We start from the raw sequence: 24,529 nt of genomic DNA, 5'->3' as shown, positions 1-24,529 counted from the left end.
GAAGACGCGCATTGCGGTGATTTCGACGTGTCGCTCTGCGGAATTTGCCTTTGCCGGCATGAGGAAACAAGAAGGAGTTTGCAATGACCGAAGCTGCGAAAAAACTGGATGTGGGCGGCCAAGAGGCCACGGCAACGCTCGAATTCGCCGGCAAGACCCACGAATTCAAGGTGCGAAGCGGCTCGGTCGGACCTGACGTCATCGACATCGCCTCGCTCTACAGCACCACCGGCGCTTTCACCTATGACCCCGGCTTCACCTCGACGGCAAGCTGCGAGTCGGAAATCACCTTCATCGACGGTGATGCCGGCATCCTCCTGCATCGCGGCTACCCGATCGACCAATTGGCCGAACATGGCGACTTCCTCGAAGTCTGCTATCTCCTGCTCTACGGCGAACTGCCCACCAAGGCGCAGAAGGACGATTTCGATTACCGCGTGACGCGCCACACCATGGTGCACGAGCAGATGTCGCGCTTCTTTACCGGCTTCCGCCGCGACGCGCACCCGATGGCGGTGATGTGCGGCGTGGTTGGCGCGCTGTCGGCCTTCTATCACGACTCGACCGACATCTCCGACCCGTACCAGCGCATGGTTGCGTCCATGCGCCTGATCGCCAAAATGCCGACGATCGCGGCCATGGCCTACAAGTACCACATCGGCCAGCCCTTCATTTACCCGAAGAACGATCTCGGTTTCGCGGCAAACTTCCTGCATATGTGCTTTGCCGTGCCGTGCGAGGAATACAAGATCAACCCGGTGCTGGCGCGCGCCATGGAGCGCATCTTCATCCTGCACGCCGACCACGAGCAGAACGCTTCGACCTCGACCGTTCGTCTCGCCGGCTCTTCGGGCGCCAACCCCTTCGCCTGCATTGCCGCCGGGATCGCTTGCTTGTGGGGCCCGGCCCATGGCGGCGCCAACGAAGCGGCGCTCAACATGCTGGGCGAGATCGGCCATGTCGATCATATCCCGGAATTCATCGCCCGTGCCAAGGACAAGAACGATCCGTTCCGGTTGATGGGCTTTGGCCACCGCGTCTACAAGAACTACGATCCGCGTGCCAAGATCATGCAGAAGACGGCGCATGAGGTCCTGGGCGAGCTCGGCATCAAGGATGATCCGCTGCTCGACATCGCGATGGAGCTGGAAAAGATCGCGCTGACCGATCCCTATTTCATCGAGAAGAAGCTCTATCCGAACGTCGACTTCTACTCCGGTATCACGCTGAAGGCGCTGGGCTTCCCCACCACCATGTTTACCGTGCTGTTCGCGGTCGCCCGCACGGTCGGTTGGATCGCGCAGTGGAAGGAAATGATCGAGGATCCGCGCCAGAAGATCGGTCGCCCGCGTCAGCTCTACACCGGCGCGCCGGAGCGCGACTACGTACCGATTGCGAAGAGATGAGGCAATAGGGATTGGGCAGTAGGGAATAGGCCTGCCCACTGCCTACTGCTTGCTCTTGATGCACCCCATCACCACCTCCGCAGCGATATCGCCGGAGGGCCTGTCGGTCGCCATGCGCCTTGCCACTTCCGCAAAGCCGTCCTTCTGCCAGGCTCGGTAGCCGGTGTCTGAAAACAGCGCCTCGAGCTGCCGCGCCAGATAGCGCGGCCGCACATATTGGTTGTAGTGCTCCGGCACCACGATCTGGTCGGCAATCAGATTGGGCAGGGCCGCACTCCACACCGTGACCAGCCCCTGGACCATGCGCATCACCGGATCGAGCCGGTAGCACGAGATCATCGGCACGCCGGACAGCGCCAGTTCCAACGACACTGTTCCCGAGGCGATCAGTGCCGCATCGGCTTTGCCGAAGGCCTGCCATTTGCGCTCAGGCTCAAGGATAATCTCAGGCTTTTCATCCCAGCGAGCGACCGATGTTTTGATCAGGTCAGCGACATGCGGCACCGTCGGCAACAGCAGGCGCAAGCGATGTCCGCGCGCCCGCAATGCCGAGACCGTCTCACCAAACGGACCAATAAGCCGGCTCGCTTCGCCGCGCCGCGATCCCGGCAGGACGAGCAGCGTCTTGACACGATCGCCCGAGAGATCGCGCGGCTGGCCTTGCGCCTTGGCCGCGCCAAGTACGCCGGGATCATGCGTCAGGCGATGTCCGACATAGGTGCCGGGCGGGCCACCGAGGCGGCTGAGTTCCTTCACTTCGAAAGGCAGGATGCACAGTATGTGGTCGACGTAGGGCTTCATCGCCGCCGCCCTGCCCGGCCGCCACGCCCAGACGCTCGGGCAGACATAGTGGACGATCGGGATGTTCGGATCGGCGGCTCGAACCTTTTTGGCGACGCGCAGCGAAAAGTCAGGGCTGTCGATGGTGATGAGGCAGTCGGGCTTTTCAGCGGCGACGGCACTTGCCGTCTGGCTGATCCGCCGCATCAGGCGCGGCAGGTCGCGCAGGATGGCGCTGAGCCCCATCAGTGCGATCTCTGATCCGTCGAACAGCGGCGCCAGCCCAAGCGCCCGCAGATGCCGCCCGCCAATGCCGACGAGGCGCACCTCGCGCCCGGTCATGCGTTTCAGGGCCTGGACGATGTCGGCGCCAAGCAGGTCGCCGGATTCTTCGCCGGCGACGATCGCGATCTTCAGCGGCTTCTCAGCTGCCATGGGCAGGCCCCGCGGCCGGCAGGCCGATCACGAACAGACCGAGCGCATTGGCGCGCGCAACGACAGTCGGCCCTTCGAGGATCAACGAGCGGCCGGCTTCGACGGCAATGCCGGCAAGGCCGGCTTCATGCGCCGCCTCGACCGTTTGCGGGCCGATAGAGGGAAGATCGGCGCGCAGTTCCTGGCCGGGCTTGGCGCATTTAACCAGGACGCCGCGCGTTTTGCCGGCGAGCCTGCCATGGCCACGCAGTTGCTGCGTCCGCTCGAGCAGACCGCCGGTGCCCTCGATGCCTTCTAGGGCAATGACGCGACCGCCGATCGCAATAGCGGCCTGGCCGATGTCGAGCGCGCCGATGGCCTTTGCCGCCGCATGCGCCGCCTCGATGTCGCGCCAGTCCGACTTTCGCGGCACTGCCTTGGTCAGCGGCCCCTCAGTCGCGACAAGTTTCGGCACGACTTCGTGCGCGCCGACGACCTTGATGCCGCGCGCCTCCAGGCCTCGGGTCAATATCTTCAACAGGCCGTCATCGCCGCGCGCAAGCGCCATGGCGGCGGAGGATATCACAGCCAGCAGGCCGAAGCTCGGGCGCATGTCGATCAGACGCGGCCTGCGCCTGATCTCGCCGGCAAGCACGAGATGGCTGATCCGCCGGCGCCTCAGCAAGGCAGCCAGCGAGCCGATGTCTTCCAGGGCAAGGCTTTCATGCTCATAGACCGTGAGCTCGGACTGACGGTCGGCCTGGCCTTCGACCAAGATGATGACGGGCGGATGTCCGCCCTCCGCCAGCCCTTCGGCGACTTCGACCGGCAGGCTGCCGCCGCCGGCAATGATGCCGACCCTGGCATCAGGCGGGAGATCAAGACCAGCCGCGGCCGTCTCAGCCTTCGTCATCGGTGTCGCCATCGCCGCCCTTGAGCGATGGCACCGCATAGTGTCGCTTGCCGCGACTGGTGATGAAATCGATGATCTTCATTGCAGTCGGTGACGAGGCGAACTCGGCCTTGGCGAACTCGATATTCTCGCCGACGGTCCGGGAGCGGTCGAAGATCGTCTTGTAGGCCTTGCGCAGCAGATAGATTTCGGAACGCGGCAAACCGGCGCGCTTGAGGCCGATGATGTTCAAGCCGCGCAAGCTGGCGCGGTTGCCGACCGCGATGGCATAGGGAATGACATCACCAACAAAAGCCGAGCACCCGCCAAGAAAGGCGTTGTCGCCAACGCGAACAAATTGATGGACGGCGCTGAGGCCGCCAATATAGACGTTGTCACCGATTTCGCAGTGTCCGCCCAGCGTCGCGCCGTTGGCGAAGGTGGCGTTCTTGCCGACGGCGCAATCATGGGCGATATGGGCGTAGGCAAGGAAATTGCCATTGTCGCCCACCGTCGTTTCGCCGCGGCTAGTGTCGGTGCCGACATGCATGGTCACGCCTTCGCGGATGGTGCAGTTGGCGCCGATGACGAGTGTGGTGCGGCCGCCCTTGTGCTTGGTGTTCTGCGGCGGTGCGCCCAAGATCGCCATCGGATAGACCTTGGTCGACGCCCCGATAGTGGTCGCGCCCATCACCGAGACATGGCTGACCAGTTCGACACCGTCGCCGATCACGGCATCGGCGCTGACATGGCAGAACGGCCCAATGCGCACACCCTGGCCGATTTGGGCGCCTCCTTCGACGACGGAGGAAGGATGGATTGACGTCTTGATTTTCATAGGCACTCGATCGTCAGTCGCCGGTGACCATCATGGCTGAAATCTCGGCCTCGGCCGCCTTGGTACCTTCGACCAGGGCTTCGCAGGCGAATTTGAGCAGGTTGCCGCGCTTCTTGATTTTCTTGACGTGGATCTTCAACTGGTCGCCGGGAACGACCGGTTTGCGGAATTTGGCGTTGTCGATGGTCAGGAAATAGACCAGCGACGGTTTCGACGCCCCGAGGCTGCGAATGCAGATGGCGCCGGCCGTCTGCGCCATGGCCTCGACGATGAGCACGCCCGGCATCACCGGCTGCTCCGGGAAATGCCCCTGAAAATGCGGCTCGTTTATGGTCACGTTCTTGATGCCGATAGCGGAGTCGTCACCATCGATGTCCACGATGCGGTCGATCATGAGGAAGGGGTAACGGTGCGGCAGGAGCTTCATCAGCCCCAATATGTCAACCGCTTCCAGCGTTGTCGCCGCCACCATGTCAGCCATTGTCCTTGCCCTGCTTGCGTGCTCTGGCCATCGTGCGCAACATGGCTATCTCTCGCATGGCTTCCGCCATCGGCTGTGCCGGATAGCCACCCCATATCTCGCCGGCGGGAACATTGCTCATAAATCCACTTCTGGCGGCAAGCTTGGCACCTGTACCAATCGTCAGATGATCCGCAAGCCCGACGCCGCCGCCCATAGTGACATTGTCACCCACCACCACGGAACCGGAAATACCCGAAAGCCCGGCCACTATGCAATTGCGACCGATGCGGACGTTATGGGCGATCTGCACGAGATTATCGATCTTTGTGCCTTGCCCAATGATCGTATCGGACATCGCGCCGCGATCGACTGTGGAATTGGAGCCGATCTCGACATCATCCTGGATGACGACGCGTCCGATTTGCGGGACCCGTTCCGGGCCCTTGGCGCCGCCGACAAAGCCAAAGCCGTCCTGGCCGATCCTGGCCCCACCATGGATGATGACCCGATTGCCGATCAGTGCGTACTGGATGCTGGCGCCCGGGCCGACATATCCGTCACGGCCGATCTGGCAGGACTGTCCGATGACGGCGTTCGGCGCAATGACGGTGCCGCTGCCGATCGAGACGCCAGGCCCGACGACGGCGCCGGCCTCGATGACGACGCCGGATTCGACATGCGCGGTCGGGTCGACATGGGCATGCGGCGAAACGCCGGTTTCGCCAGTCATCGGCCCCGGCGTGGCGGCTGTCGGGAACAGCAGGCGCCCAACCAGCGCGAAAGCCTGTTGCGGCCGCGGATGGATCAGGACGGCGATGCCGGCAGGCGCCTTGTTCGCGAATTCCGCCGGACACAGCACCGCAGCCGCCCGCAGCGACGGCATCAGCGCGGAATTACGCCTGCCATCGACGAAGACGAGCGCGTTGGCGCCGCCTTCACTGGCTGGCGCCAACGCTTCGATCGAAACGTCGGATTGGCCCGAATCGACAAGCACCGAGCCAGTCAGATTCGCGACTTCGGCCGCCGTATACCGGCGTGATGGCGCGAAGAACACCGGATCGGTCATTCCAGAAGCTATATCCAGCTAGGTCGGAACATTTCTCCCGGATCCAAAACCCGGGAGCATCGTTGGCCGCCGATCAGAAGCGGGTCGATATGCCGAAGTTGAATTCCTGCACGTCGTCGCTCGCCTCTTTCCTGACCGGGATCGCATAGTCGATACGGATCGGGCCGAAGGGCGAGGCCCACATCAGGCCGAGACCGACCGAGGCGCGCAACTTCATGCCGGTAGAATCTTGATCGACCAGCCCAGTCGCAAGCTTGCTGCCATAGAGCGTCGCCGCATCGGCGAACACCGCGCCACGCAAGCCGAAGCTCTCCGGAACAACCGGCAGCGGGAACTGGGCTTCGGCCGAAGCGTTGAAGTAGGTCGTGCCACCCAGGTGGTCACCGCTGGTGTCGCTGGCAACCGGGCCGATACCACCATAGGCAAAGCCGCGGATCATGCGGTCGTTGCTCTGGAAATGATCGAAGATGCGCAGGTCGCCGTTGCCATATCCCTCGACATGACCGGCCCCGCCCGAAAGGAGCCCGACAAGGTCAAGCTGTTCGGACAGCGTCTGATAGATGCTGCCCCGTCCGGTGATCTTCACGAATTTGGCATCGCCACCGAGACCCGCGACCTCCACGGTCGTGTTGGCGTAGATCCCCTCATGCGGGTTCTTCATGTCGTCGATCGTGTTGTAGACCAGCCCCAGGCTGACCGAAGACTTGATCCACGGACTCTGCTCGATGCCGTCCAGAATGGCCTGTGAGATGTTACAGCTGCCGTCGGGATCTCCGATGGAGGTAGGACCGCAACTATCGTCGACCTTATATTTCTCCTGCGAGATATTATACGCCAACTGGGTCGTGATGCTGTTGGTGATCGGCAGCCCGAAGCGGATCGTCGCGCCGGTGGTGTCGCTGTCGTAGTTGTTGTTGTATTCCCGCGTCGACCTGTAGATGTCGAAACCGGCAGCGATGCGCCGCCCGAGAAAATAAGGCTCGGTGAACGACAGGCTGTAGTCACGCGAGTTCTTGCCGCCGCCGGCCGACAGCTTGATGAACTGGCCACGGCCGAGGAAGTTGCGCTCGGTGATCGATCCTTCGACCGACGGTCCGGCCGCGTCGCCACCGGTCGAATAGCCGGCGCCGATCGAGAACTCACCGGTCGACTTCTCGACCACGTCGACGACCAGCACGACTTGGTCAGGGGCCGAGCCAGGCACGGTCGAAATGTCGACTTTGTCAAAATAATTCAGGTCTTCCAGGCGCTTCTTCGCGCGCTGGATGAGGACCTGGTTGAATGCGTCGCCTTCGCTGACATCGAATTCGCGGCGGATGACATAGTCACGCGTGCGATCGTTGCCGCGGATCTCGATGCGCTCGACATAGGCCTTGGTGCCCTGGTCGACGGTGTAGACCACCGAGATCGTGTGGTTTTCGAAGTTGCGGTCGCCGCGCGGCGTCACCTGCGCGAAGGCATAGCCGGAACCGGCCACCTTTTCCGTCAGCGCGATGATCGAGTCTTCGACATCCTTGGCGTTGTAGACATCACCCTTGCGGGTTTCGACCACCGATTCCAGCGACTTCGAGTCAACTTCCGGGATCGTGCTTTCGACGCTGATGTCGCCGAAATTATAACGATCGCCTTCCTGGACGGTGATGGTGACCGTGTATTTGTTGGTCGCGCTGTCGAGCTCGCCGACAGCGGACACGACCTGGAAGTCGGCATAGCCGTGATTGTAATAGAAACGACGCAGCAGTTCCTGGTCGGCGCGCAGCTTGTCTTCATCGTAGACGTCGTCGCGCAGGATGAACGAGACCCAGGATGAACGCTTGGTGTTGATCACGTCCGACAGGCGGCGGCTGGAATAGGCGCTGTTGCCGACGAAATTGATTGCCGCGATCTGCGTGCGATCGCCTTCGGTGACGTGGAAGACCACGTTCACGCGGTTGTCGCCGAGCTCCATGACCTGCGCGGTCACGCCGGCATCGTCACGGCCGATGCGCCTGTAAGCGGCCTTGACCGCCTCGACGTCGGAATCGAGCGTCGCCTGCGAGAACGTGCCGCGCGGCTTCAGCTGAACCGCCATCTGCAGCGCATTGTCCTTGAGCTTCTTGTTGCCCTGGAACAGCACCTGGTTGACGACCTTGTATTCCGAAACCTTGACCACCAGGGTCGAGCCGACCTGGTTGATCTGGACGTCCGAGAACAGACCCGTGCCGAACAGCGCCTTGACGGCCGCGTCGACATCGGAGCTGGAGAAGGCCTTGCCCGGCTTGATGGTGATGTAATTGCGGATGGTATCGGCGTCGACACGCTGGTTGCCGCTCACCTCAACCCTGCTTACGACAGCGGCTTCGGCCGCCGATGTGGCAACGAACTGCACTGCGAGCGCACCTGGTACGACCAGAGCGGCGGACAGTGCCGCCGCTGACGCGGCGTTTAGAAACTTGGATGCTGCCTTCATCGGGCTTAATAACCTTTTCTCGTAGTCCCCACGGCGAGAAAACCGGACGTGCGGTCATTTCCCCTACCGTATTAACCGGATTTTCCCTACACGCAAGGCTTCTGGTTAATTTGTATTTACTTAACCCTGTTGCGTGGCTTTCGCGTCACTCATATCCCCGTGCATGGTAAACGGCGTCTCAACATCGCCCATGCCCAGGCCAAATTCCTTCATGATTTCAGCACCCAAAGAGATCGTTCCAGAACACGAACCCCATGAAGCACAGCACCACAAGCAGACCGGCCCGATAGGCCATTTCCATCATCCGTTCCGACACTGGCCGGCGGATGACGGCCTCCACCCCGTAGAACAACAGATGGCCGCCGTCGAGGGGGGGAATCGGCAAAAGGTTTAGGATGCCTATCCCGACGGACAGCAGCGCGACGAGCTGCACCAGCCACTCGAAACCGAGTTTGGCAGCCTTGCCGGCCATGTCGGCGATCTTGACCGGGCCACCCAGCTGGCACTTGTCCTCGCGCCCGACAGCGAAGCGCTGCAGGAACTGTCCGGTGCGCTCGATGACGTGGCCCGTTTCCTCAACCGCCGCCGCGACTGCCCCAACGGGGGTGTAGGTGATGAGCCGGGGCTGGCCGAGTTCCTTGTTGTTGACGACGCCGATCACCGCAACCTTGATCTTGTTGCCGAGCGCGTCCTCCTGCTCCATCAGCCGCGGCGATGCGGTCACCGTGACCTCCTTGCCGTTGCGCAGCATGACAAAGGTGATGGTGTCGCCGGCCCGGCCCGAAACCAGCCGCTGCACGTCTCCGAAAGTTTCGACCTTGCTGCCGTCGACGCTGACGAATCGGTCGCCAGGCAAAATGCCGGCCTTGGCCGCGGGACTGTCGGCGGTAACCTCCGCCACCATGGGCTCCGCGACATAACGCCCATAGGAGGCGAACAGCACGGAAAAGACCACGATCGTCAGCAGGAAGTTGAACAGGGGCCCGGCCGCCACCGTTGCCGCGCGCTTCCAGATCGCCTGGGTGTGGAAGGCAACCTTGCGTTCCTCCTCGGTCAGCGTTTCGAGCTCTTCCGATGTCGGCTGGCTGGAGGTGGCGCTCATGTCGCCGACAAACTTGACATAACCGCCGAGCGGTATGGCGCAAAGCTTCCAGCGCGTACCATGCCTGTCGTTGAAGCCGATGAGCTCCGGACCGAAGCCGATCGAGAAGGCCTTGACCCCGATGCCGCACCAGCGGCCAACGAGGTAGTGGCCCATCTCGTGAACGAACACCACCACAGTCAGCACGAAGAGAAACGGCACGAGCGTGCCGAGAAAGAGGCCTTCCGTGCTGAAAATCGCGTGAAGAATCTCGTTCAACTCAGGCCCTCAAATTCTTCCGCGGTCGCGCCGTGACTGTGACATCAATCCAGGCGAATCCAAGGCACGTCGGCGCCAGATCGTGGCATGACACCATTCAAATGGGAAACAGCCCCTGTGCCGGATGGTCGGCGCCCGCGGAAATCCAACCGATGACGTATAGGGCAAGAGCGGCCGCGACAAGCCCGTCGACGCGATCCATGATGCCGCCATGGCCAGGAATGAGCACGCCGGAATCCTTGCAGCCGTGCCGCCGTTTGACCCAGGACTCGAACAAGTCGCCGGCTTGGGCGACAACCGACAGCACGAGCGCCACAAGGCCAAGCAACGCCAGGTTGCCGGCGCCGGCAATGGCTGCCAGCAGAAGTCCCGCGACGACGCCACCGACCGCCCCGCCGAACGCGCCGCTACGCGTCTTGCCTGGCGAAATCGACGGCGCCAGTTTGGGCCCACCGACGGCGCGCCCGACGAAATAGGCAAAAATGTCGGTTGCCCAGACGACCGCGAACAGGAACAGGATGGCGACGAGGCCCGAATGGTCGCCATCGCGCAGCAGGGCAAGCGACAGGCCGGACACGCAGGCATAGGCAAGGCCGCCAGCGTCCCACTGGCCGATCTTGCGAAGTCCCGCGGTGGTCGCCGTTATCGCAACCAGAATTACGACGAGCGGCAGCAGCCACAATGCGGACAGGCCGGCGATCAAGGCGCCGACGAAAATGACCATCAGCGCTTCCGGCAGCAAACCAAGCCCGTCGGCCGCGGCGGGCCGCGACATACGTGTCCACTCATAAAAGATCATTGCCGACATGACCGCGCACAGCAGCCGGAAAGGCAGGCCGCCAAGCCAGGTCAGGCCAAGGGCGACAATGGCCAGCACGACCGCCGAAATCACACGCAGCTGAAGGTTGCTCATCCCGCGGCCGGTCGCGAAGCGACGTCTTGCGGGCCCAGTCCGCCGAAGCGGCGCTCGCGGCCGGCATATTCGCGCAAGGCCTCGGCGAGGTGCTCGCGATTGAAGTCCGGCCAGTAGCAGGGCAGGAAGACGAGTTCGCTGTAAGCAGCTTGCCACAAGAGGAAGTTGGACAGGCGAAGCTCGCCGCTGGTGCGGATGACCAGCTCCGGATCGGGAATGCCTTGCGTGTCGAGAGAGCCGGCAAAGCTTTCGGCGGTGATCGCCTCGCTGTCGATTTCACCGCGCGCCACGGCCAGGGCAAGCTTGCGCGCGGTGCGGACGATCTCGTCGCGCCCGCCGTAGTTGAAGGCGATCACCAGCGTCAGCGAGGTGTTGTGGATCGTCAGCGATTCGGCTTCCTCGAGCAGTCCCCTGATGTCCGCCTTCAGCCCTGCCCGGTCGCCGATGATCCTGACCCGCACGCCGCTCTGGTGCAGTTCGGCAAGGTCGCGACGGATGAACAGCTTCAACAGACCCATAAGGTCGCTGACCTCGGACTTCGGCCGCGACCAGTTCTCCGACGAGAAAGCATAGACGGTCAGGAAGGAGATGCCGAGACCAGGGGCGGCGCGCACCGCCTTGCGCAGCGCCTCGACGCCGGCGCGATGACCCGCGAGCCTCGGCATGCCGCGCGCCTTGGCCCAGCGTCCATTTCCATCCATGATGATCGCGACATGCGCGGGCGTTGTCATGATCTCGCTTTCGGATCAGCCAAGGGCCAACCCTAAACCTGCATGATTTCAGCTTCCTTGTCGGAAAGCAGATGATCGATGGTGCTGATGGTTTCGTCGGTAAGTTTCTGGACCTGGTCGGAACGCTTGCGCTGATCGTCCTCGCTGATGTCGCCGTCCTTCTCCGCCTTTTTCAGGAAGTCCATGCCGTCGCGCCGCACATGGCGCGCGGCGACACGCGCGTTTTCGGCATAGCCGTGCGAAATCTTGACCAGTTCCTTGCGGCGCTGTTCGTTGAGCTCAGGCAGCGGAATCCTCAGGTTGGTGCCGTCGACGATCGGGTTGAAGCCCAGATTGGATTCCCGGATCGCGCGGTCGACCGCGCCGACCATTGACTTGTCCCAGACCGAGACCGAGATCATGCGCGGCTCCGGCACGGTGACGTTGGCCACCTGATTGATCGGCATGGTGGTGCCATAGGCCTGCACCTGGATCGCGTCGAGCAGGTTGCTGGAAGCGCGGCCGGTCCGCAGCGAGGCCAGATCATGCTTGAACGCCGCGATTGCCCCATCCATGCGCCGCTTGAGATCGTCGTACTCACCACTCATTTTAGTCTCCTCGACCCGTCTGCCGCGGGTTCACTGCTTCGGGGCAAGGCCCCGTGTTCGAGCCTGATTTCGAAACCCGGTTTCCCTTCTTCGGGATCAGGCCCCGGATCACTCGTCCGCGACGACCGTACAGCGGCCGCCGCCCCTCAGAATATCCCCGAACCCACCCTTTTCGTGGATCGAATAGACGATTATCGGAATGTTGTTTTCGCGCGCAAGTGCAATCGCAGCCGTATCCATGATCGAAAGGCCGCGATTTATGACTTCGGCGTGGCTGATGCGCTCGAAACGCGTCGCGCTGGGGTCCTTTTTCGGGTCGGCCGAATAGACGCCGTCAACCTGGGTGCCTTTGAACAGCGCGTCGGCGCCGATTTCGGCCGCACGGAGCGCGGCAGCCGAATCAGTGGTGAAGAACGGATTGCCGGTGCCGCCGGCGAAGATCACCACCTTGCCCTGGTTCATGTAGGCGGTCGCCTGGCGCTGCGAAAAGCTCTCGCAAAGCTCGGGCATGGCGATCGCGGACAGCACGATGGCGTCGACGCCGATCTTGTTCAGCGATGTGCGCAGCGCCAGCGAATTGATGACCGTGGCAAGCATGCCCATATGGTCGCCGGTAACGCGGTCCCCACCCTTGGAGGCGACGGCCACGCCGCGAAAGATATTGCCGCCGCCAATGACGACCCCCACCTCGATGCCCAGCGCGCGCGCCTCGGCGATGTCGCCGGCGATGCGGTCGACGACCGAGACGTCGATGCCGAAATGCTGTTCGCCCATCAACGCTTCGCCCGAAGCCTTCAGCAGAACACGTCGGTAGAGGGGCTTCACCGTCATCTGGTTCCTCGAAAATCCCGGCGCGGCAAGCTCCGAAGGCAAAAAAGGCCTCCTGCTTCGCCCGGCGGTGCTGTCATGACGGGTTGACCGGATACACGAAGGGCGCAGCGATGTCACGCCGCGCCCTTGTGCAAAATTCCAGGCTTTTTGGCTCAATTGCTGCTGATGGCAACGGCCTCGCCTTCGACCACCACCGGCAATGCATAACCGGACGGCTTGTCGCCGGTCACGACACCGCCGGCGACACGGACCTGGATCTCGGGACCGAAATAGGAATGCGGGAACGGCGCCGGCGTGCCGCTCACCTTGTCCAGCCGCCGGCGAAGCGCGGGCGGTATGGAGAAGTCGAGCGCCGCGAGATTGTCCTGCAACTGCGAAAGCCTCGTTGCCCCAAGGATGACGGTGGCAATTCCTGGCTGTGTCGCCACCCAGTTGAGCGCCACCTGAGCCATGCCGCGGCCGAGCTCGGCGGCGACTTTCTCCAACTCCGCCACAACAGCCCAGTTGTGCTCGGTAAATTTCTGGAAGCCTGGATGGGTGGTGTTGCGGAAGCCGTCGAGCCGGCCGGCATTGCCCGCTTGCGCCGGGCGGTATTTGCCGCTCAACAGCCCGCTGGCCAGCGGGCTCCAGACCATGATGCCGGCGCCATGGCGTGTCCCGAACGGCACGAATTCATGCTCGATGGCACGCTCCGCCAGGGAGTATTCGAGCTGCAACGCCGAGATCGGCTCATAGCCGCGCAGTTCGGCGATCGCCTGAGCCCGTCCGGCATACCAGGCCGGCACGTCGGACAGGCCGATGTGACGTATCTTGCCCGCCCGAACCAGATCGTCGAGGGTCCGCAGCACTTCCTCGGCCGGCGTCAGCCTGTCCCAGATATGCATGAGATAGAGATCGATGTAGTCGGTGCCCAGCCGCTTCAGCGAGGCGTCGACGGCACGCATGATGTTCTTGCGGCCATTGCCGCCGGCGTTGGGATTGCCGGGGTTCGAGTTCATGGTGAATTTGGTGGCGATCACCGCCTTGTCGCGCAAGCCTCGCTCGGCCACGAATTCACCGAGCCAGGTCTCGGCCGTGCCGCCGGTATATAGGTCTGCGGTGTCGAAGAAATTGCCGCCAGCCTCGACATAGGCGTCGAACATCGCGCGCGCCGTGTCCCGGTCCGCGCCCCAGCCCCATTCCGTGCCGAAGGTCATCGTGCCCAGCGCCAGCCGGCTGACGCGCAGGCCGCTGTTGCCGAGTGTGTAGTAGCTCATCGTCATTGTCTTTTCCGATCCTGATCCGGTTGGTGCGGGCGTCATTGGCCCGGGGTCGCCTTGACCCAGGGATTGCCGCGTTCATGCGTCATGCGGAAGGTGAAGCCATCGACTTTCCAGACGGAGCCAGAACGTGTCAGGTGGTGCTCATACGTGCCCCAGACTTCCCACAGCGGATCGCCATTGCCCTCCATCCGGTTCCAGGCATAGCCGTTCGACAGAACGGTCGCGCTGTCCGCCTCGAGAACGACCTGGTGATTGGTGCGCAGGTGCAGGCTGGTCTTGCTGCCCTTGAGATTGCCGGCCCAGGCGCCGATCAGATCGTCGGACGCAATGTTGGCCGCGGGCTGCCCGGACAGGCTGCTGAAGTCGGCGGTGACCCGATCCGCGAAATAGAAGCGCGCGCGCTTCCAGTCCTGCGCGTCGACGGCGCGGTCGATGGCATCGGCGATGCGGATGACCGCGCGTTCGTCCGCGAGCGCTTGCCAGCCGGATGGTTCCGCCCCGCCGGCATCGACCGGTGACAGCGCCACGCCGGCCGCGAAAGTTACGTGCTTCAACGCATTCATGTCTCTTCTCCTCAATGCCATCAGCCAACCGCGGATGTGTCGGCGACAATATGGATCGGTGTCTTGGCATCGATTAGATTGCATTGTTCGCAAGGACCATGCGATATCATTCATGAATGGATCGGGACCTGCTCACCCATCTGCCTGTCGTCGTCGCCGTTGCCCGGCGCGGCGGCTTCGCGCTTGCCGCGGCCGAACTCGGTATGAGCCCGTCGGCGGTCAGCCATGCGGTGCGCCTCGTCGAGGAGCGGATCGGCCAGCCGCTGTTTGCGCGCACGACGCGCAGCGTTTCGCTCACCGAGGCCGGCAAGGCGCTGGTGGAAACGGCCGCCCCTGCCCTCCAGGACATTGCCGAGCAGATGGACCGCATCCGCAGCGTCAAGGGCAGGCCGTCTGGCCTGCTCAGGATCAATGCCTCCAACATCGCGATCCCATTGGCGGTGACGCCGGTCGTCGCCGCGATGGCCGAGCGCTATCCCGACATTACGGTGGAGGTTTTTGCCGATCAGGGATTGGTCGACATCGTCGGCGAAGGTTTTGACGCCGGCATCCGGCTCGGCGAGATGATCGCGCAGGACATGGTGGCCATCCGACTGACGCCGCCCTTCAAAGTCGTCGTCGTCGCCTCTCCCGCCTATATCGGACGACGTGGGCGTCCGCGCAGCGTGGCCGATCTCGCGAACCACAATTGCATCGGGTACCGGCTTGTCCGCTCGGGTGCCCTCTATCGCTGGGATTTGACCTGGGATGGCAAGGATGTGGTCATGGAAACCAGCGGTACGGCCATCGTGACGGACTCGCTGGCCGCCATTGATCTGGCGCTCGCTGGCGTCGGCCTCGCCTATATGTTCGAGCCGCTGGCGCGCGCGGATCTGGCGGCCGGGCGCCTGGTGCAGGTTCTGCCGCAATCTGCGATCGAGGAACCCGGCCTTTTCCTCTACTTCCCGCGCCGCGCCGCGATGGCGCCGAAGCTCAGGGCCTTTATCGACACCGCAAACGAAATCGGCCTGACATCCTTGCGGACATCAGGCCGAAAAACACAGTCGCAATAATGCGGTAGGACGCTTACTTCTTGACCGCCGCAGCGACTTCCGCGGCGAAATCGGACTCTTCCTTCTCGATGCCCTCGCCAAGCGCGAAGCGCAGATAGGCCGTGATCTTGGCGGGCGCGCCGATTTCCTTTTCGGCATCCTTCAGCGCCTTCTCGACGGTGATGTCGGGATTGAGCACGAAGGCCTGCTTCAAGAGCACGACATCTTCATAGAACTTGCGCAGGCGACCCTCGACCATCTTCTCGATGATCGCTTCCGGCTTGCCGGACTGGCGCGCCTGGTCGGAGAAGATGGCCTTCTCGCGCTCGACAGCGGCCGGGTCGATCTGCTCGGCGGTCAGCGCCATCGGGTTGGTGGCGGCGACATGCATGGCGACCTGGCGGCCGAAGGCGTTAGCGGCATGCTCGTTGCCGGTGGTCTCGATCGCGACCAGCACGCCGAGCTTGCCAAGGCCATCGGCAACCGAATTGTGGACGTAGGTCGCAACCGCGCCATGCGGAACGGTCAGCTTGGCCGAGCGGCGGAAGCCCAGGTTCTCGCCAATGGTGCCGACAGCGTCCTTGATGGTGTCGGTGACCGACTTGTCGGAGCCCGGATACTTCGCGGCAGCCACAGCCTCGGTCGTGCCGTAGGCAAGCGCCACCTTGGCGACGTTGGCGACGATTTCCTGGAAGGCGGCGTTGCGGGCGACGAAGTCGGTCTCGGAATTCACCTCGACGACGGCAGCTTCGCGCACGCCATTGTCGACGCCGATCAGGCCTTCGGCGGCAGTGCGGCCGGCCTTCTTGTCGGCTTTGGAAATGCCCTTCTTGCGCAGCCAGTCGACGGCCTCTTCCATGTTGCCGTTGGTCTCGTTCAACGCCGCCTTGCAGTCCATCATGCCCGCGCCGGTCAAGTCGCGGAGTTCTTTGACCTGTGCAGCCGAAATGCTCATTGTCGCCTCTTTGTTTCAAATGCGCCGACGCACCATCGAATCTCGACGGTGCGTCTGTTTAGCGTGCCAAAATATGAGAAAGATGAAGGCCGCAAGCCGGCCTTCGATTATCAAGCCTCTGGGGCTTCCGACGCCGGAGCCGGATCGAGCGCCGGTTCGACCGGAGCTTCGACCGAAGCGCCGATGTCGACGCCGAGCGCGCCCTGCTGACGGGCGATGCCGTCGATCGCAGCCTTGGCGATCAGGTCGCAATAGAGCTGGATGGCGCGGGCCGCGTCGTCATTGCCGGGGATCGGGAAGTCGATCTTGTCCGGGTCGCAGTTCGAATCGATGATGGCGACGACCGGGATGCCGAGACGCTTCGCCTCGAGGATGGCAATCGCCTCCTTGTTGGTGTCGATCACGAACATCAGGTCAGGCGTCGAGCCCATGTCCTTGATGCCGCCGAGCGCCTTGTCGAGCTTCTCGCGCTCACGGTCGAGGTTCAGGCGTTCCTTCTTGGTCAGGCCTTGCGCCTCGCCGGCCAGCATCTCGTCGAGCTTGCGCAGCCGCTGGATCGAGTTCGAGATCGTCTTCCAGTTGGTCAGCATGCCGCCGAGCCAACGCGAATTGACGTAGTACTGGGCCGAACGCTGTGCCGCATCGGCGACGATGTCGGACGCCTGCCGCTTGGTGCCGACGAACAGCACGCGGCCGCCCTTGGCAACGGTGTCGGAAACCTGCTTCAGCGCCTGGTGCAGCAAAGGCACCGTCTGCGAGAGGTCGATGATGTGGATGTTGTTGCGGGCGCCGTAGATGTAAGGCGCCATCTTCGGGTTCCAGCGGTGGGTCTGGTGGCCGAAGTGAATGCCAGCTTCCAAAAGCTGGCGCATGCTGAAATCAGGCAGTGCCATTCTCATTTCCTTTCCGGTTAGCCTCCACGGACACAGGCATTTGTGGACCGAAATCCTCGAACGCCACCGGAGGTCTCAGCCGGATTTCTCCCGGGCAGACACCAAAGTCCGTGTGTGGAATGAGCGCGCATATAGAGGGGAAGTGCTGCAAACGCAAGCCGTGTAGCGCTTTAACGCCTAGCGTGCGGCAATCAGCGCTCCGGTGCCGATCATGGCGCTGCCGGCAAACCTGTTCATCAGCCGCATGCGCCTGGGCGTCCTGAACCAGCCCGAAGCCCGGCCAGCAAGCCCGGCATAGACACCCATGGTGAGGATATTGACGCTGATGACCACGGCCACCACCAGCAGGCCGTCGACAAATGTCAGCGTGTCGAGATTGAGAATCAACGGCATGATCGAGGCATGGAACAGAATCGCCTTCGGATTCCCCAGCGCAATGGACGCACCAAGGAAGAAGAACCGCGACAATCTCGTCGGTGCCGCCTGCGGCTCGTTCGTTTGCGCGGTCGAAGCCCTCCACATCCTGACGCCGAGAAAAATCAGGTAGGCGGCGCCTGCATATTTCAGCAGGAGGAAGATCCATTCGAATGTCTGGGCCAGGGCCACCAGCCCGAGCAGGGCCAGGGTGACCAGTACGGCATCGCCGGCGGCGACCCCAACGCCGGCTATGAAGGCGCGGAGGAAACCACGCGACACGCCATTGGTGATGACGGCGAACATCGCGGGTCCCGGTGTGGCGGCGGCGAGCGTGACAGCGGCGCAATAAGCAAGAAATGCCGTTAGTGTCATAGTTTGGCCTTTCCGTTGGGCACCCGCACGCGCCGGAAGATCGCGACGATCTCCTCGCGGCTGCATTCGATGGCGCCGAGCCGTACCGCGCGGTCGCGCTCGAAACCGGTGATGTCATAGTGTGGCGCCGATGTCCTGGGCGGCCCCTGATAGGACGAGCGCTTCACGCCAAGCCGCGATGCGAACCGGTGCAGCTCGTCGGTGTCGTCGGCCATCAGGTGGCACCAGCGATGGCCGGCCCACTTCCAGATCGCCGCATCGACATAGACCGCCATCAAGCCCGCCACGGCCAGCTCACTCGCGCATCGCCGCTATTTCGATACCGGGCAAGGCTTTGTCTGGTCGAACAGCGACAGATTGACCAGCTTGCCGGTCATCGAGAAGTCGCCATAGTCCATGACGAGATCACGGGTGATGCCGTTCTCGTGCAGCTTGAAGCTGATCCGGTATTCCGGCACTTCCTCGCCGTTCTGGGTGCTGTCGTCGAAATAGGCGATGTCGACCGGCCAATATTTGTCGGCGGCAAGCTTCGCCAGTGCCGGCGCTTCCGGATCGGCCTTGTCGGCCTCGGTCTTCTTGCCGACGACAACCGTGGTCGTCATCACCTTGTTGGCGTCCTCCGAGCCATCGAACAGGTTGGTCTGGTAGAAGTTTTCGCCTTTTTCGGCCTTGCCGATCAGCTCGACCAGATGTTGGGTCGGGAACTGGGTGGCAGCGAGTTCGAGACTATTCTTCTCCGGCTTGTCGATATCGACCTTCAGGCCCTTGGCATTCTTTGTCGCGACGCCCTTGACCTCCTTATCGAGGTTCTGGTCGACGAAGGACTTCGTCACGAAGGAAAACATCTTGCCTTCCGCGTCCTCGAACGTGGTGGTCTGCTGGTCGGTCAGCTTCGTGTTGTCGTTGGTCGCGATCTGGGTGACGAAACGGAATTTCACCGTATAGCCTTCGCAGGCCGAGCCGTTGAACTCGTAGACCATGCGGCCGGTGATGCCGGTGATGCCGGAGCGATCATCCGCCTTCTTGAGGGTGAGATCGTAGACGGCACGATGCGCCTGCAGCGCCGGTACGGCGAAAGCGGAGCCCACGGGGAACAGCGCCGACAACAGAACGGCGTGGAATGCAAGGCGCGTTGCGCGCATGAGGTACTCCAATCGTCGCGGCTGATGGCAGGCCGCAGGGAAAGATGGTCCAGCTTAAAAAAAGTCGTGGCGGAAGCGAGGCAAAAATAGCAATTTCGGCCCGGCCAGCGCGGCACCTTCCAGCAATAGGGAAAAGCAATGAGTGAAACAATCGAAAAGCGGCTAAGTGATCTCGGCGTGACGCTTCCTGTTGCCGCCGCGCCCGCCGCCAACTACGTGCCCTATTGCAGGACCGGCAATCTGCTGTTCACGGCGGGACAATTGCCGCTCAAGGACGGCAAGCTGCAGGCGAGCGGCCTGCTTGGCCGCGACGTCGACACGGCAAGCGGCAAGGAGGCGGCGAAATACTGCGCCATCAACATCCTGGCGCAAGCCAAGGCGGCACTTGGCGACCTCGAGAAGATCCGCCGCCTGGTGAAGATCACCGTCTTCGTGGCGTCGGCCCCCGATTTCGTCGAGCAGCATCTGGTCGCCAACGGCGCCTCCGATTTCCTGGTTGCCGCGCTCGGCGAAGGCGGCAAGCACGCACGCTCCGCCGTCGGTACCGCCTCCCTGCCGCTTAATGCCGCGGTGGAGATCGAAGCGGTCTTCGAAGTCGAATGAGTGAAGGTGCAGACATGACCGACCTCTCCTGGCTGACTGCCCGGCCGGTTGCCCATCGCGGCTTTCACGACATGAACAAGACGCGCTGGGAAAACACGCTTTCCGCCTTCGCAGCCGCGGCCGAACGCGGGTACGCGATCGAATGCGACGTGCATCTGTCGTCGGATGGCGTTCCCATCGTCATCCATGATGATGATCTGCAAAGGTTGACCGGGCAGGACGGGTTCGTCTGGCAACGGAGCGCCGCCGAACTTACCGCGCTCAAGGTTGGCGGCACGGCGGATCACGTGCCGACGCTGCAGGAAACGCTCGACCTCGTCGACGGCCGTGTGCCTATGGTCGTCGAGCTGAAAGGAACTCCCGGTCGCGATGAAGGCCTGGTGGCACGCGTCGGCAAGATGCTGAAGCGCTACAAGGGCAAGGCTGCGATCATGTCGTTCGATCACTGGCTGATCCGCGATTTCCCCAAACACGCGCCCGGCATTCCAGCTGGATTGACCGCCTATGGCAAGGACGCCAAGCTGATCGAAGCGCATTTCTCCATGCTGGCGCACGAGCTCTCCTTCACCTCCTACGCCGCCGGCGATCTGCCGAACCCGTTTGTCAGCTTCGTGCGCGAAAAGCTCAAAATGCCTGTCATCACCTGGACGGTGCATGACCAGCCGGCGGTCGACCTGACCTTTAGATATGCCGACCAGATGACGTTCGAAGGGTTCGAACCCGACTTGGTCAAAGTCGCCTGAAGAGGGTGCCCGAAACGTGACTTGTAGCGGCCCGAATGGAGCTTAAATAAGCCTCATGGATCAGGGCGACGACGGCGACGGACAAACGGCGAATGCGGACTATGCGATCCGCATCGCCGCCGGTATAGGCGCCTTTACCTGCGATGAATGGAATGGCTTTGCCGGAACCACGCGCGGCGACGCGGAAGTCGGCTATAACCCGCTGGTTTCATTCGCGTTTTTGAGCGCTCTGGAGGATTCCGGCTGCGCCGTTCGGCGCACTGGCTGGCAAGGCCATCACCTGCGGCTGGAGACTGCGCAAGGCAGGCTGCTCGGTGCGGTTCCCTGCTATCTCAAGTCGCACAGCCAGGGCGAATATGTGTTCGATCATGGCTGGTCGGATGCCTTCGAGCGCGCCGGCGGCCGTTACTATCCCAAACTGCAAAGTGCCGTGCCGTTCACGCCCGTCACCGGCCCTCGCCTGCTGGTCGGCAAAGGCGAGGATCAGGATGCAGTGAAGGCCGGCCTTGCCGCCGGGCTCAAAATGGTGACCGACAAGCTCGGCGTATCCTCGGCACATGTCACTTTCGCGCAGGAGAGCGACGTCGCGACGCTTGAGGCTGCGGGCTTCCTGCATCGCACCGACCAGCAATTCCACTTCTTCAACGAAGGCTTTTCCACCTATGACGACTTCCTCGCCACGCTTGCCTCGCGCAAGCGCAAGGCGATGAAGAAGGAACGGCGCGAAGCGCTCGCCGATGGCATCACGATCGACTGGCTCACCGGCAAGGACCTGACCGAAAAGGCCTGGGACGACTTCTACGCCTTCTACATGGACACTGGCAGCCGCAAATGGGGCCGCCCCTACCTGAACCGCCAGTTCTTCTCGTTGATCGGCGAACGCATGGCGGACGACATTCTGCTGGTGATGGCCAGGCGCAACGGGCGCTACATTGCCGGCGCCATCAACTTCATCGGCTCCGATGCGCTCTACGGCCGCAATTGGGGCTGCATCGAGGACCACCCCTACCTGCATTTCGAGGTCTGCTACCACCAGGCCATCGAGTTCGCCATCGAACGCAAGCTGAAGGTGGTCGAGGCGGGTGCGCAAGGCGAACACAAGCTGGCGCGCGGCTACCGGCCTGTGACCATGCATTCGGCGCACTACATTGCCCACCCCGGCCTGCGCAAAGCGGTCGCCGATTATCTCGGGCGCGAACGGCGCGAGGTGGAGCGGATGGGCGAGTATCTGGAGGAGCATACCCCGTTCCGCAAAGATCTCGAGGAATAGCCGGCCTCATCGCGCGCTCGTCGAGGCCGGCATGGTCGATCTCGATCGATCTCCCCGCAGCTTCGTCTTGCCGCTCGGAGGCGGCTTCGTTACACCGGACGGCAAAGGCACACTCCGGAGCGTTCGCCATGACTGAGGCCTATGACACCGACAACATCTTCGCCAAAATCCTGCGCGGCGAAATACCCTCGCACCGTGTGTACGAGGACGAGGCTGTCGTGGCTTTCATGGATGTGATGCCGCAAGGACCAGGCCATACGCTGGTGGTGCCGAAAGCGCCGTCGCGCAATCTGCTCGACGCCGACCCCTCGACATTCGCCCTCCTTTTCACGGTCGTTCAGAAAGTGGCACAGGCGGTCAGGAAGGCTTTCAATGCCGACGGCGTCACCATCATGCAGTTCAATGAGCCTGCATCCGGACAAACCGTCTATCACCTGCATGTCCATGTCATCCCGCGCTTCGACGGCATCCCCCTGAAACCGCACACGGGCCCGATGGAGAATCCGGAAGTGCTGGCGCGGAACGCAGACAAGATCCGCGGCGCCCTCCAGAGCGGATTTTAATCCTTTATAAACCGGCAGATCATGGTGTCGCCTGTATTACAGCCTGCGATTACTTTGTTCATACCTTTGCAAGCCTTTCCGGGGCATGTTTTCGCGGAGGACGGGCGATGCGGGATATTTCGGAAACTTTAGGCAGGCAGCCTGGCGCCAGCGCGAGCGGCGCCTTCGTGCATCTTTTGGCCGAATCATTTTATCGCCACCGCGCTATTCATGCGGTCGCCCTGTTTACACTCGGACTAAGTTTCATGATTGGCGCCCGGGTCGGCAACCGGCCGGATTTTGGACTGCTTGTCGAATACGGCTTCTACCTGGGGGTGTATTCCTGGGTTGTCGGATGTGTCTACGCGGCATTCCGCCTGTTATGGCTGGCCATTGTCGACGGCGCCACCTCGCCGCTCCGTCTTTTCCTGAATTCATTCTGGGAGTTGCTGTCTGATCGAAGGCGCATCGCCAACGGCGTGAACGGGCTGGTCGCGATCATGGCTTTTATATCCGGCTTCACGGTACTGAAAGGAGCGATCGCGTTGCTGGCGCCTTTCTCCTGGGACCAAGCCTTTGCACAATTCAGCGTCGGCCTGCATTTCGGCCGCCCTACTTACCAATGGGTCTGGTGGATCGTCGAAAGCCCCCTGGCCGTTCATTTTCTCAATCTTTGTTACAATCTTTGGTTCGTGGTGCTGCTCTCGGCGATCTTTTCAAGCGTCGCGGCGGCTCGCGATTCCCTGCTGCGACATCAGTTTCTGCTCAGCTTCATGCTGGTCTGGCTGATAGGCGGCTTCGGCATTGCCCTGATATTCTCATCGGCCGGCCCTTGCTATTACGCCAGGCTCGGCCTTGGCGATCTCTATCAACCGTTGATGGACGCACTTCAATCGGCAAATCGGCAGTATCCGATCTGGGCCCTTTCCCTGCAGGACAGGTTGTGGGACGGTTATCAGGGTTTGCCTTCGGGCAGCATGGGCATATCGGCATTTCCCTCCATGCATGTCGCGTCGGCCGTGCTCATTGCCCTCTATGCGACCAGGCTATCGGTCAGCCTTGGCACTTTGATGTGGATATTCGCGGTGCTCATCATGCTCGGTTCGGTGGTCCTTGGCTGGCACTATGCCATTGACGGCTACGCCGGCGCGCTTATTGCCCTTGCGATCTGGAAAATCACCGGCGCGGCGTTGTCCCGGGCGGACGCAAGAACTATTACCGTTTTGGAAGAGCTGTCCGGCCTCGGCGCGCTGCCACTCATTTGTTTACGCCGCAACCGGCCGATGGCCTGGCCATGGACGACGGCGCTTATCCACGCCAAATCATTTGCGGACAATTGGATCAGGAAGACCGGAGCGCCGCAAAAGCCGGATCCGAAAGCCTCTGAAACGCCGTTGGCGCCACCACTCCCTTCAGAAGCTGCTGGCGGATCGCATCCGCGCATTGCCCGGCACCGAGGCGTGACGTATCGACTTCCAAATCATACACGCCAGGCCGGTGCACCTCTCCCTGCCACAGGCGTACAGGCAAAGGCACGGGATCACTGGGCGCGCCGGTAACGTAGTTCCCGCCCGCGGCGCTGGCGGCGCGCCTTTCCATGATGACCTCGATCGGGCAGCGAACGCCGACAAACAGGACCGGCAGACCGGCGAGCCGCCTCGCGCAATCGGCCAGGATGTGGAGCGGTTCCGAATAGGCTTCGTGGTGGCCGACATCCGCAACGACATTCAGCCCTAATCGACTATGCGCCGCGATCGATTCATAAAGGGCCGCATAGAAGCGCGGCACGAAAACTTCCAGATCGGGCCGCTCGCCGCCAGGGCGCAGGCCTATTCCGGGACGATATAGCGGCGGCGTGATCTGCTCATGGCTGTCAACGCCCAGATTCATTCATGGACCGTCAAAGCTCTCCCCGATGGCCCCGGCTATGCTCGACTTTCCCGAACGCGGCGCGCCGTTGAGGATGATGATTTGCCCGGCCACGCGCCACCTCATTGTTCCCATGA

Annotated in this window: 24 protein-coding genes and 2 pseudogenes; 7 read left to right on the top strand and 19 right to left on the bottom strand. The window is 62.4% G+C overall.

All coding sequences use genetic code 11. The features are described from left to right. Positions 1-83 precede the first annotated feature (83 nt). Positions 84-1,406, top strand: coding sequence for a citrate synthase (gltA, locus tag EN850_RS20290; RefSeq protein WP_015317794.1), 1,323 nt, complete (start codon positions 84-86; stop codon positions 1,404-1,406). A 42-nt stretch (positions 1,407-1,448) separates the two neighbouring features. Here the strand turns inward: gltA and lpxB are convergent, their stop codons facing one another. The 13 genes from lpxB to EN850_RS20225 form a co-directional block, all read right to left on the bottom strand. Beyond that, positions 1,449-2,621 carry a lipid-A-disaccharide synthase gene (lpxB, locus tag EN850_RS20285; RefSeq protein ID WP_135918466.1) on the bottom strand — a complete coding sequence of 391 codons (1,173 nt, stop codon included), beginning with the start codon at positions 2,619-2,621 and terminating at the stop codon, positions 1,449-1,451. After that, complete coding sequence (lpxI, locus tag EN850_RS20280; RefSeq protein ID WP_245511778.1) at positions 2,611-3,513, bottom strand: UDP-2,3-diacylglucosamine diphosphatase LpxI; 903 nt, start codon at positions 3,511-3,513, stop codon at positions 2,611-2,613. The genes lpxB and lpxI overlap by 11 nt, the downstream gene beginning before the upstream one ends. Next, positions 3,500-4,330, bottom strand: coding sequence for an acyl-ACP--UDP-N-acetylglucosamine O-acyltransferase (gene lpxA / locus EN850_RS20275; protein ID WP_135915904.1), 831 nt, complete (start codon positions 4,328-4,330; stop codon positions 3,500-3,502). Before lpxA ends, lpxI begins: the two co-directional genes overlap by 14 nt. 13 nt (positions 4,331-4,343) lie before the next feature. Then, positions 4,344-4,811 (bottom strand): 3-hydroxyacyl-ACP dehydratase FabZ, encoded by a 468-nt coding sequence (gene fabZ, locus EN850_RS20270; RefSeq protein ID WP_015317790.1) that lies wholly within the window; start codon positions 4,809-4,811, stop codon positions 4,344-4,346. Beyond that, positions 4,804-5,859, bottom strand: coding sequence for a UDP-3-O-(3-hydroxymyristoyl)glucosamine N-acyltransferase (gene lpxD, locus EN850_RS20265; RefSeq protein ID WP_136092097.1), 1,056 nt, complete (start codon positions 5,857-5,859; stop codon positions 4,804-4,806). The genes fabZ and lpxD overlap by 8 nt, the downstream gene beginning before the upstream one ends. 73 nt (positions 5,860-5,932) lie before the next feature. Next, positions 5,933-8,308 carry an outer membrane protein assembly factor BamA gene (gene bamA, locus EN850_RS20260; protein WP_136092096.1) on the bottom strand — a complete coding sequence of 792 codons (2,376 nt, stop codon included), beginning with the start codon at positions 8,306-8,308 and terminating at the stop codon, positions 5,933-5,935. 217 nt (positions 8,309-8,525) lie between these two features. Beyond that, on the bottom strand, positions 8,526-9,668 hold the full coding sequence (gene rseP, locus EN850_RS20255) for an RIP metalloprotease RseP (RefSeq protein WP_136092095.1): 1,143 nt from the start codon (positions 9,666-9,668) through the stop codon (positions 8,526-8,528). 97 nt (positions 9,669-9,765) lie between these two features. After that, positions 9,766-10,581, bottom strand: a complete 816-nt coding sequence (locus EN850_RS20250) for a phosphatidate cytidylyltransferase (protein WP_136092094.1) — start codon at positions 10,579-10,581, stop codon at positions 9,766-9,768. Beyond that, complete coding sequence (locus tag EN850_RS20245) at positions 10,578-11,312, bottom strand: isoprenyl transferase (RefSeq protein ID WP_136092093.1); 735 nt, start codon at positions 11,310-11,312, stop codon at positions 10,578-10,580. Before EN850_RS20245 ends, EN850_RS20250 begins: the two co-directional genes overlap by 4 nt. Before the next feature lie 32 nt (positions 11,313-11,344). Beyond that, positions 11,345-11,899: a ribosome recycling factor gene (gene frr / locus EN850_RS20240; protein ID WP_027142617.1), complete on the bottom strand. Its 555-nt coding sequence runs from the start codon at positions 11,897-11,899 to the stop codon at positions 11,345-11,347. 108 nt (positions 11,900-12,007) lie between these two features. Beyond that, entirely contained in the window at positions 12,008-12,730 is a 723-nt protein-coding gene (pyrH, locus tag EN850_RS20235; protein WP_136092092.1) for a UMP kinase, read from the bottom strand. A 152-nt stretch (positions 12,731-12,882) separates the two neighbouring features. After that, positions 12,883-13,992 carry an aldo/keto reductase gene (locus tag EN850_RS20230; protein ID WP_136092091.1) on the bottom strand — a complete coding sequence of 370 codons (1,110 nt, stop codon included), beginning with the start codon at positions 13,990-13,992 and terminating at the stop codon, positions 12,883-12,885. A gap of 35 nt (positions 13,993-14,027) precedes the next feature. Beyond that, the gene (locus EN850_RS20225; protein WP_127872489.1) at positions 14,028-14,555 is read right to left on the bottom strand and encodes a nuclear transport factor 2 family protein; all 528 of its coding nucleotides are present in this window, start codon (positions 14,553-14,555) and stop codon (positions 14,028-14,030) included. A gap of 116 nt (positions 14,556-14,671) precedes the next feature. Here EN850_RS20225 and EN850_RS20220 point away from each other — a divergent pair, with 116 nt between their 5' ends. Beyond that, on the top strand, positions 14,672-15,607 hold the full coding sequence (locus tag EN850_RS20220; protein ID WP_136092090.1) for a LysR family transcriptional regulator: 936 nt from the start codon (positions 14,672-14,674) through the stop codon (positions 15,605-15,607). Between the two features lie 13 nt (positions 15,608-15,620). Here EN850_RS20220 and tsf read toward each other — a convergent pair whose 3' ends face one another. The 5 genes from tsf to EN850_RS20195 all read right to left on the bottom strand — a co-directional run bounded on the left by tsf (position 15,621) and on the right by EN850_RS20195 (position 19,365). Next, positions 15,621-16,541 carry a translation elongation factor Ts gene (gene tsf / locus EN850_RS20215; RefSeq protein ID WP_136092089.1) on the bottom strand — a complete coding sequence of 307 codons (921 nt, stop codon included), beginning with the start codon at positions 16,539-16,541 and terminating at the stop codon, positions 15,621-15,623. Between the two features lie 110 nt (positions 16,542-16,651). Next, on the bottom strand, positions 16,652-17,434 hold the full coding sequence (rpsB, locus tag EN850_RS20210; protein WP_023777441.1) for a 30S ribosomal protein S2: 783 nt from the start codon (positions 17,432-17,434) through the stop codon (positions 16,652-16,654). Positions 17,435-17,611: 177 nt separating this feature from the next. Continuing rightward, positions 17,612-18,223 carry a LysE family translocator gene (locus EN850_RS20205; RefSeq protein ID WP_136092088.1) on the bottom strand — a complete coding sequence of 204 codons (612 nt, stop codon included), beginning with the start codon at positions 18,221-18,223 and terminating at the stop codon, positions 17,612-17,614. Next, on the bottom strand, positions 18,220-18,498 hold the full coding sequence (locus tag EN850_RS20200; RefSeq protein WP_127277856.1) for a DUF4031 domain-containing protein: 279 nt from the start codon (positions 18,496-18,498) through the stop codon (positions 18,220-18,222). The genes EN850_RS20205 and EN850_RS20200 overlap by 4 nt, the downstream gene beginning before the upstream one ends. A 36-nt stretch (positions 18,499-18,534) precedes the next feature. Continuing rightward, positions 18,535-19,365, bottom strand: a complete 831-nt coding sequence (locus EN850_RS20195) for a cell envelope integrity EipB family protein (RefSeq protein ID WP_135864616.1) — start codon at positions 19,363-19,365, stop codon at positions 18,535-18,537. Positions 19,366-19,503: 138 nt separating this feature from the next. On the opposite strand from EN850_RS20195, the gene EN850_RS20190 reads away from it, so the two are divergent. The 5 genes and pseudogenes from EN850_RS20190 to EN850_RS37860 form a co-directional block, all read left to right on the top strand. Further along, positions 19,504-19,968 carry a RidA family protein gene (locus EN850_RS20190; RefSeq protein WP_135864613.1) on the top strand — a complete coding sequence of 155 codons (465 nt, stop codon included), beginning with the start codon at positions 19,504-19,506 and terminating at the stop codon, positions 19,966-19,968. 14 nt (positions 19,969-19,982) lie between these two features. After that, entirely contained in the window at positions 19,983-20,711 is a 729-nt protein-coding gene (locus tag EN850_RS20185; protein ID WP_127872564.1) for a glycerophosphodiester phosphodiesterase, read from the top strand. 55 nt (positions 20,712-20,766) lie between these two features. Beyond that, on the top strand, positions 20,767-21,981 hold the full coding sequence (locus tag EN850_RS20180; RefSeq protein ID WP_135928666.1) for a GNAT family N-acetyltransferase: 1,215 nt from the start codon (positions 20,767-20,769) through the stop codon (positions 21,979-21,981). 128 nt (positions 21,982-22,109) lie between these two features. Next, positions 22,110-22,544, top strand: coding sequence for an HIT family protein (locus tag EN850_RS20175; protein WP_135915897.1), 435 nt, complete (start codon positions 22,110-22,112; stop codon positions 22,542-22,544). Positions 22,545-22,651: 107 nt separating this feature from the next. After that, positions 22,652-23,692, top strand: a pseudogene (locus EN850_RS37860) (phosphatase PAP2 family protein); the annotation flags it as partial. 172 nt (positions 23,693-23,864) lie between these two features. Here the strand turns inward: EN850_RS37860 and EN850_RS20165 are convergent. Beyond that, positions 23,865-24,518, bottom strand: a pseudogene (locus EN850_RS20165) (chloramphenicol phosphotransferase). Positions 24,519-24,529: the final 11 nt, after the last annotated feature.

It is taken from the genome of Mesorhizobium sp. M8A.F.Ca.ET.207.01.1.1, from assembly GCF_004794715.1.
Classification (GTDB): Bacteria; Pseudomonadota; Alphaproteobacteria; order Rhizobiales; family Rhizobiaceae; genus Mesorhizobium.
Note: the sequence above shows the minus strand (reverse complement) of the source record. Positions and strands in the feature narration are given on the sequence as shown.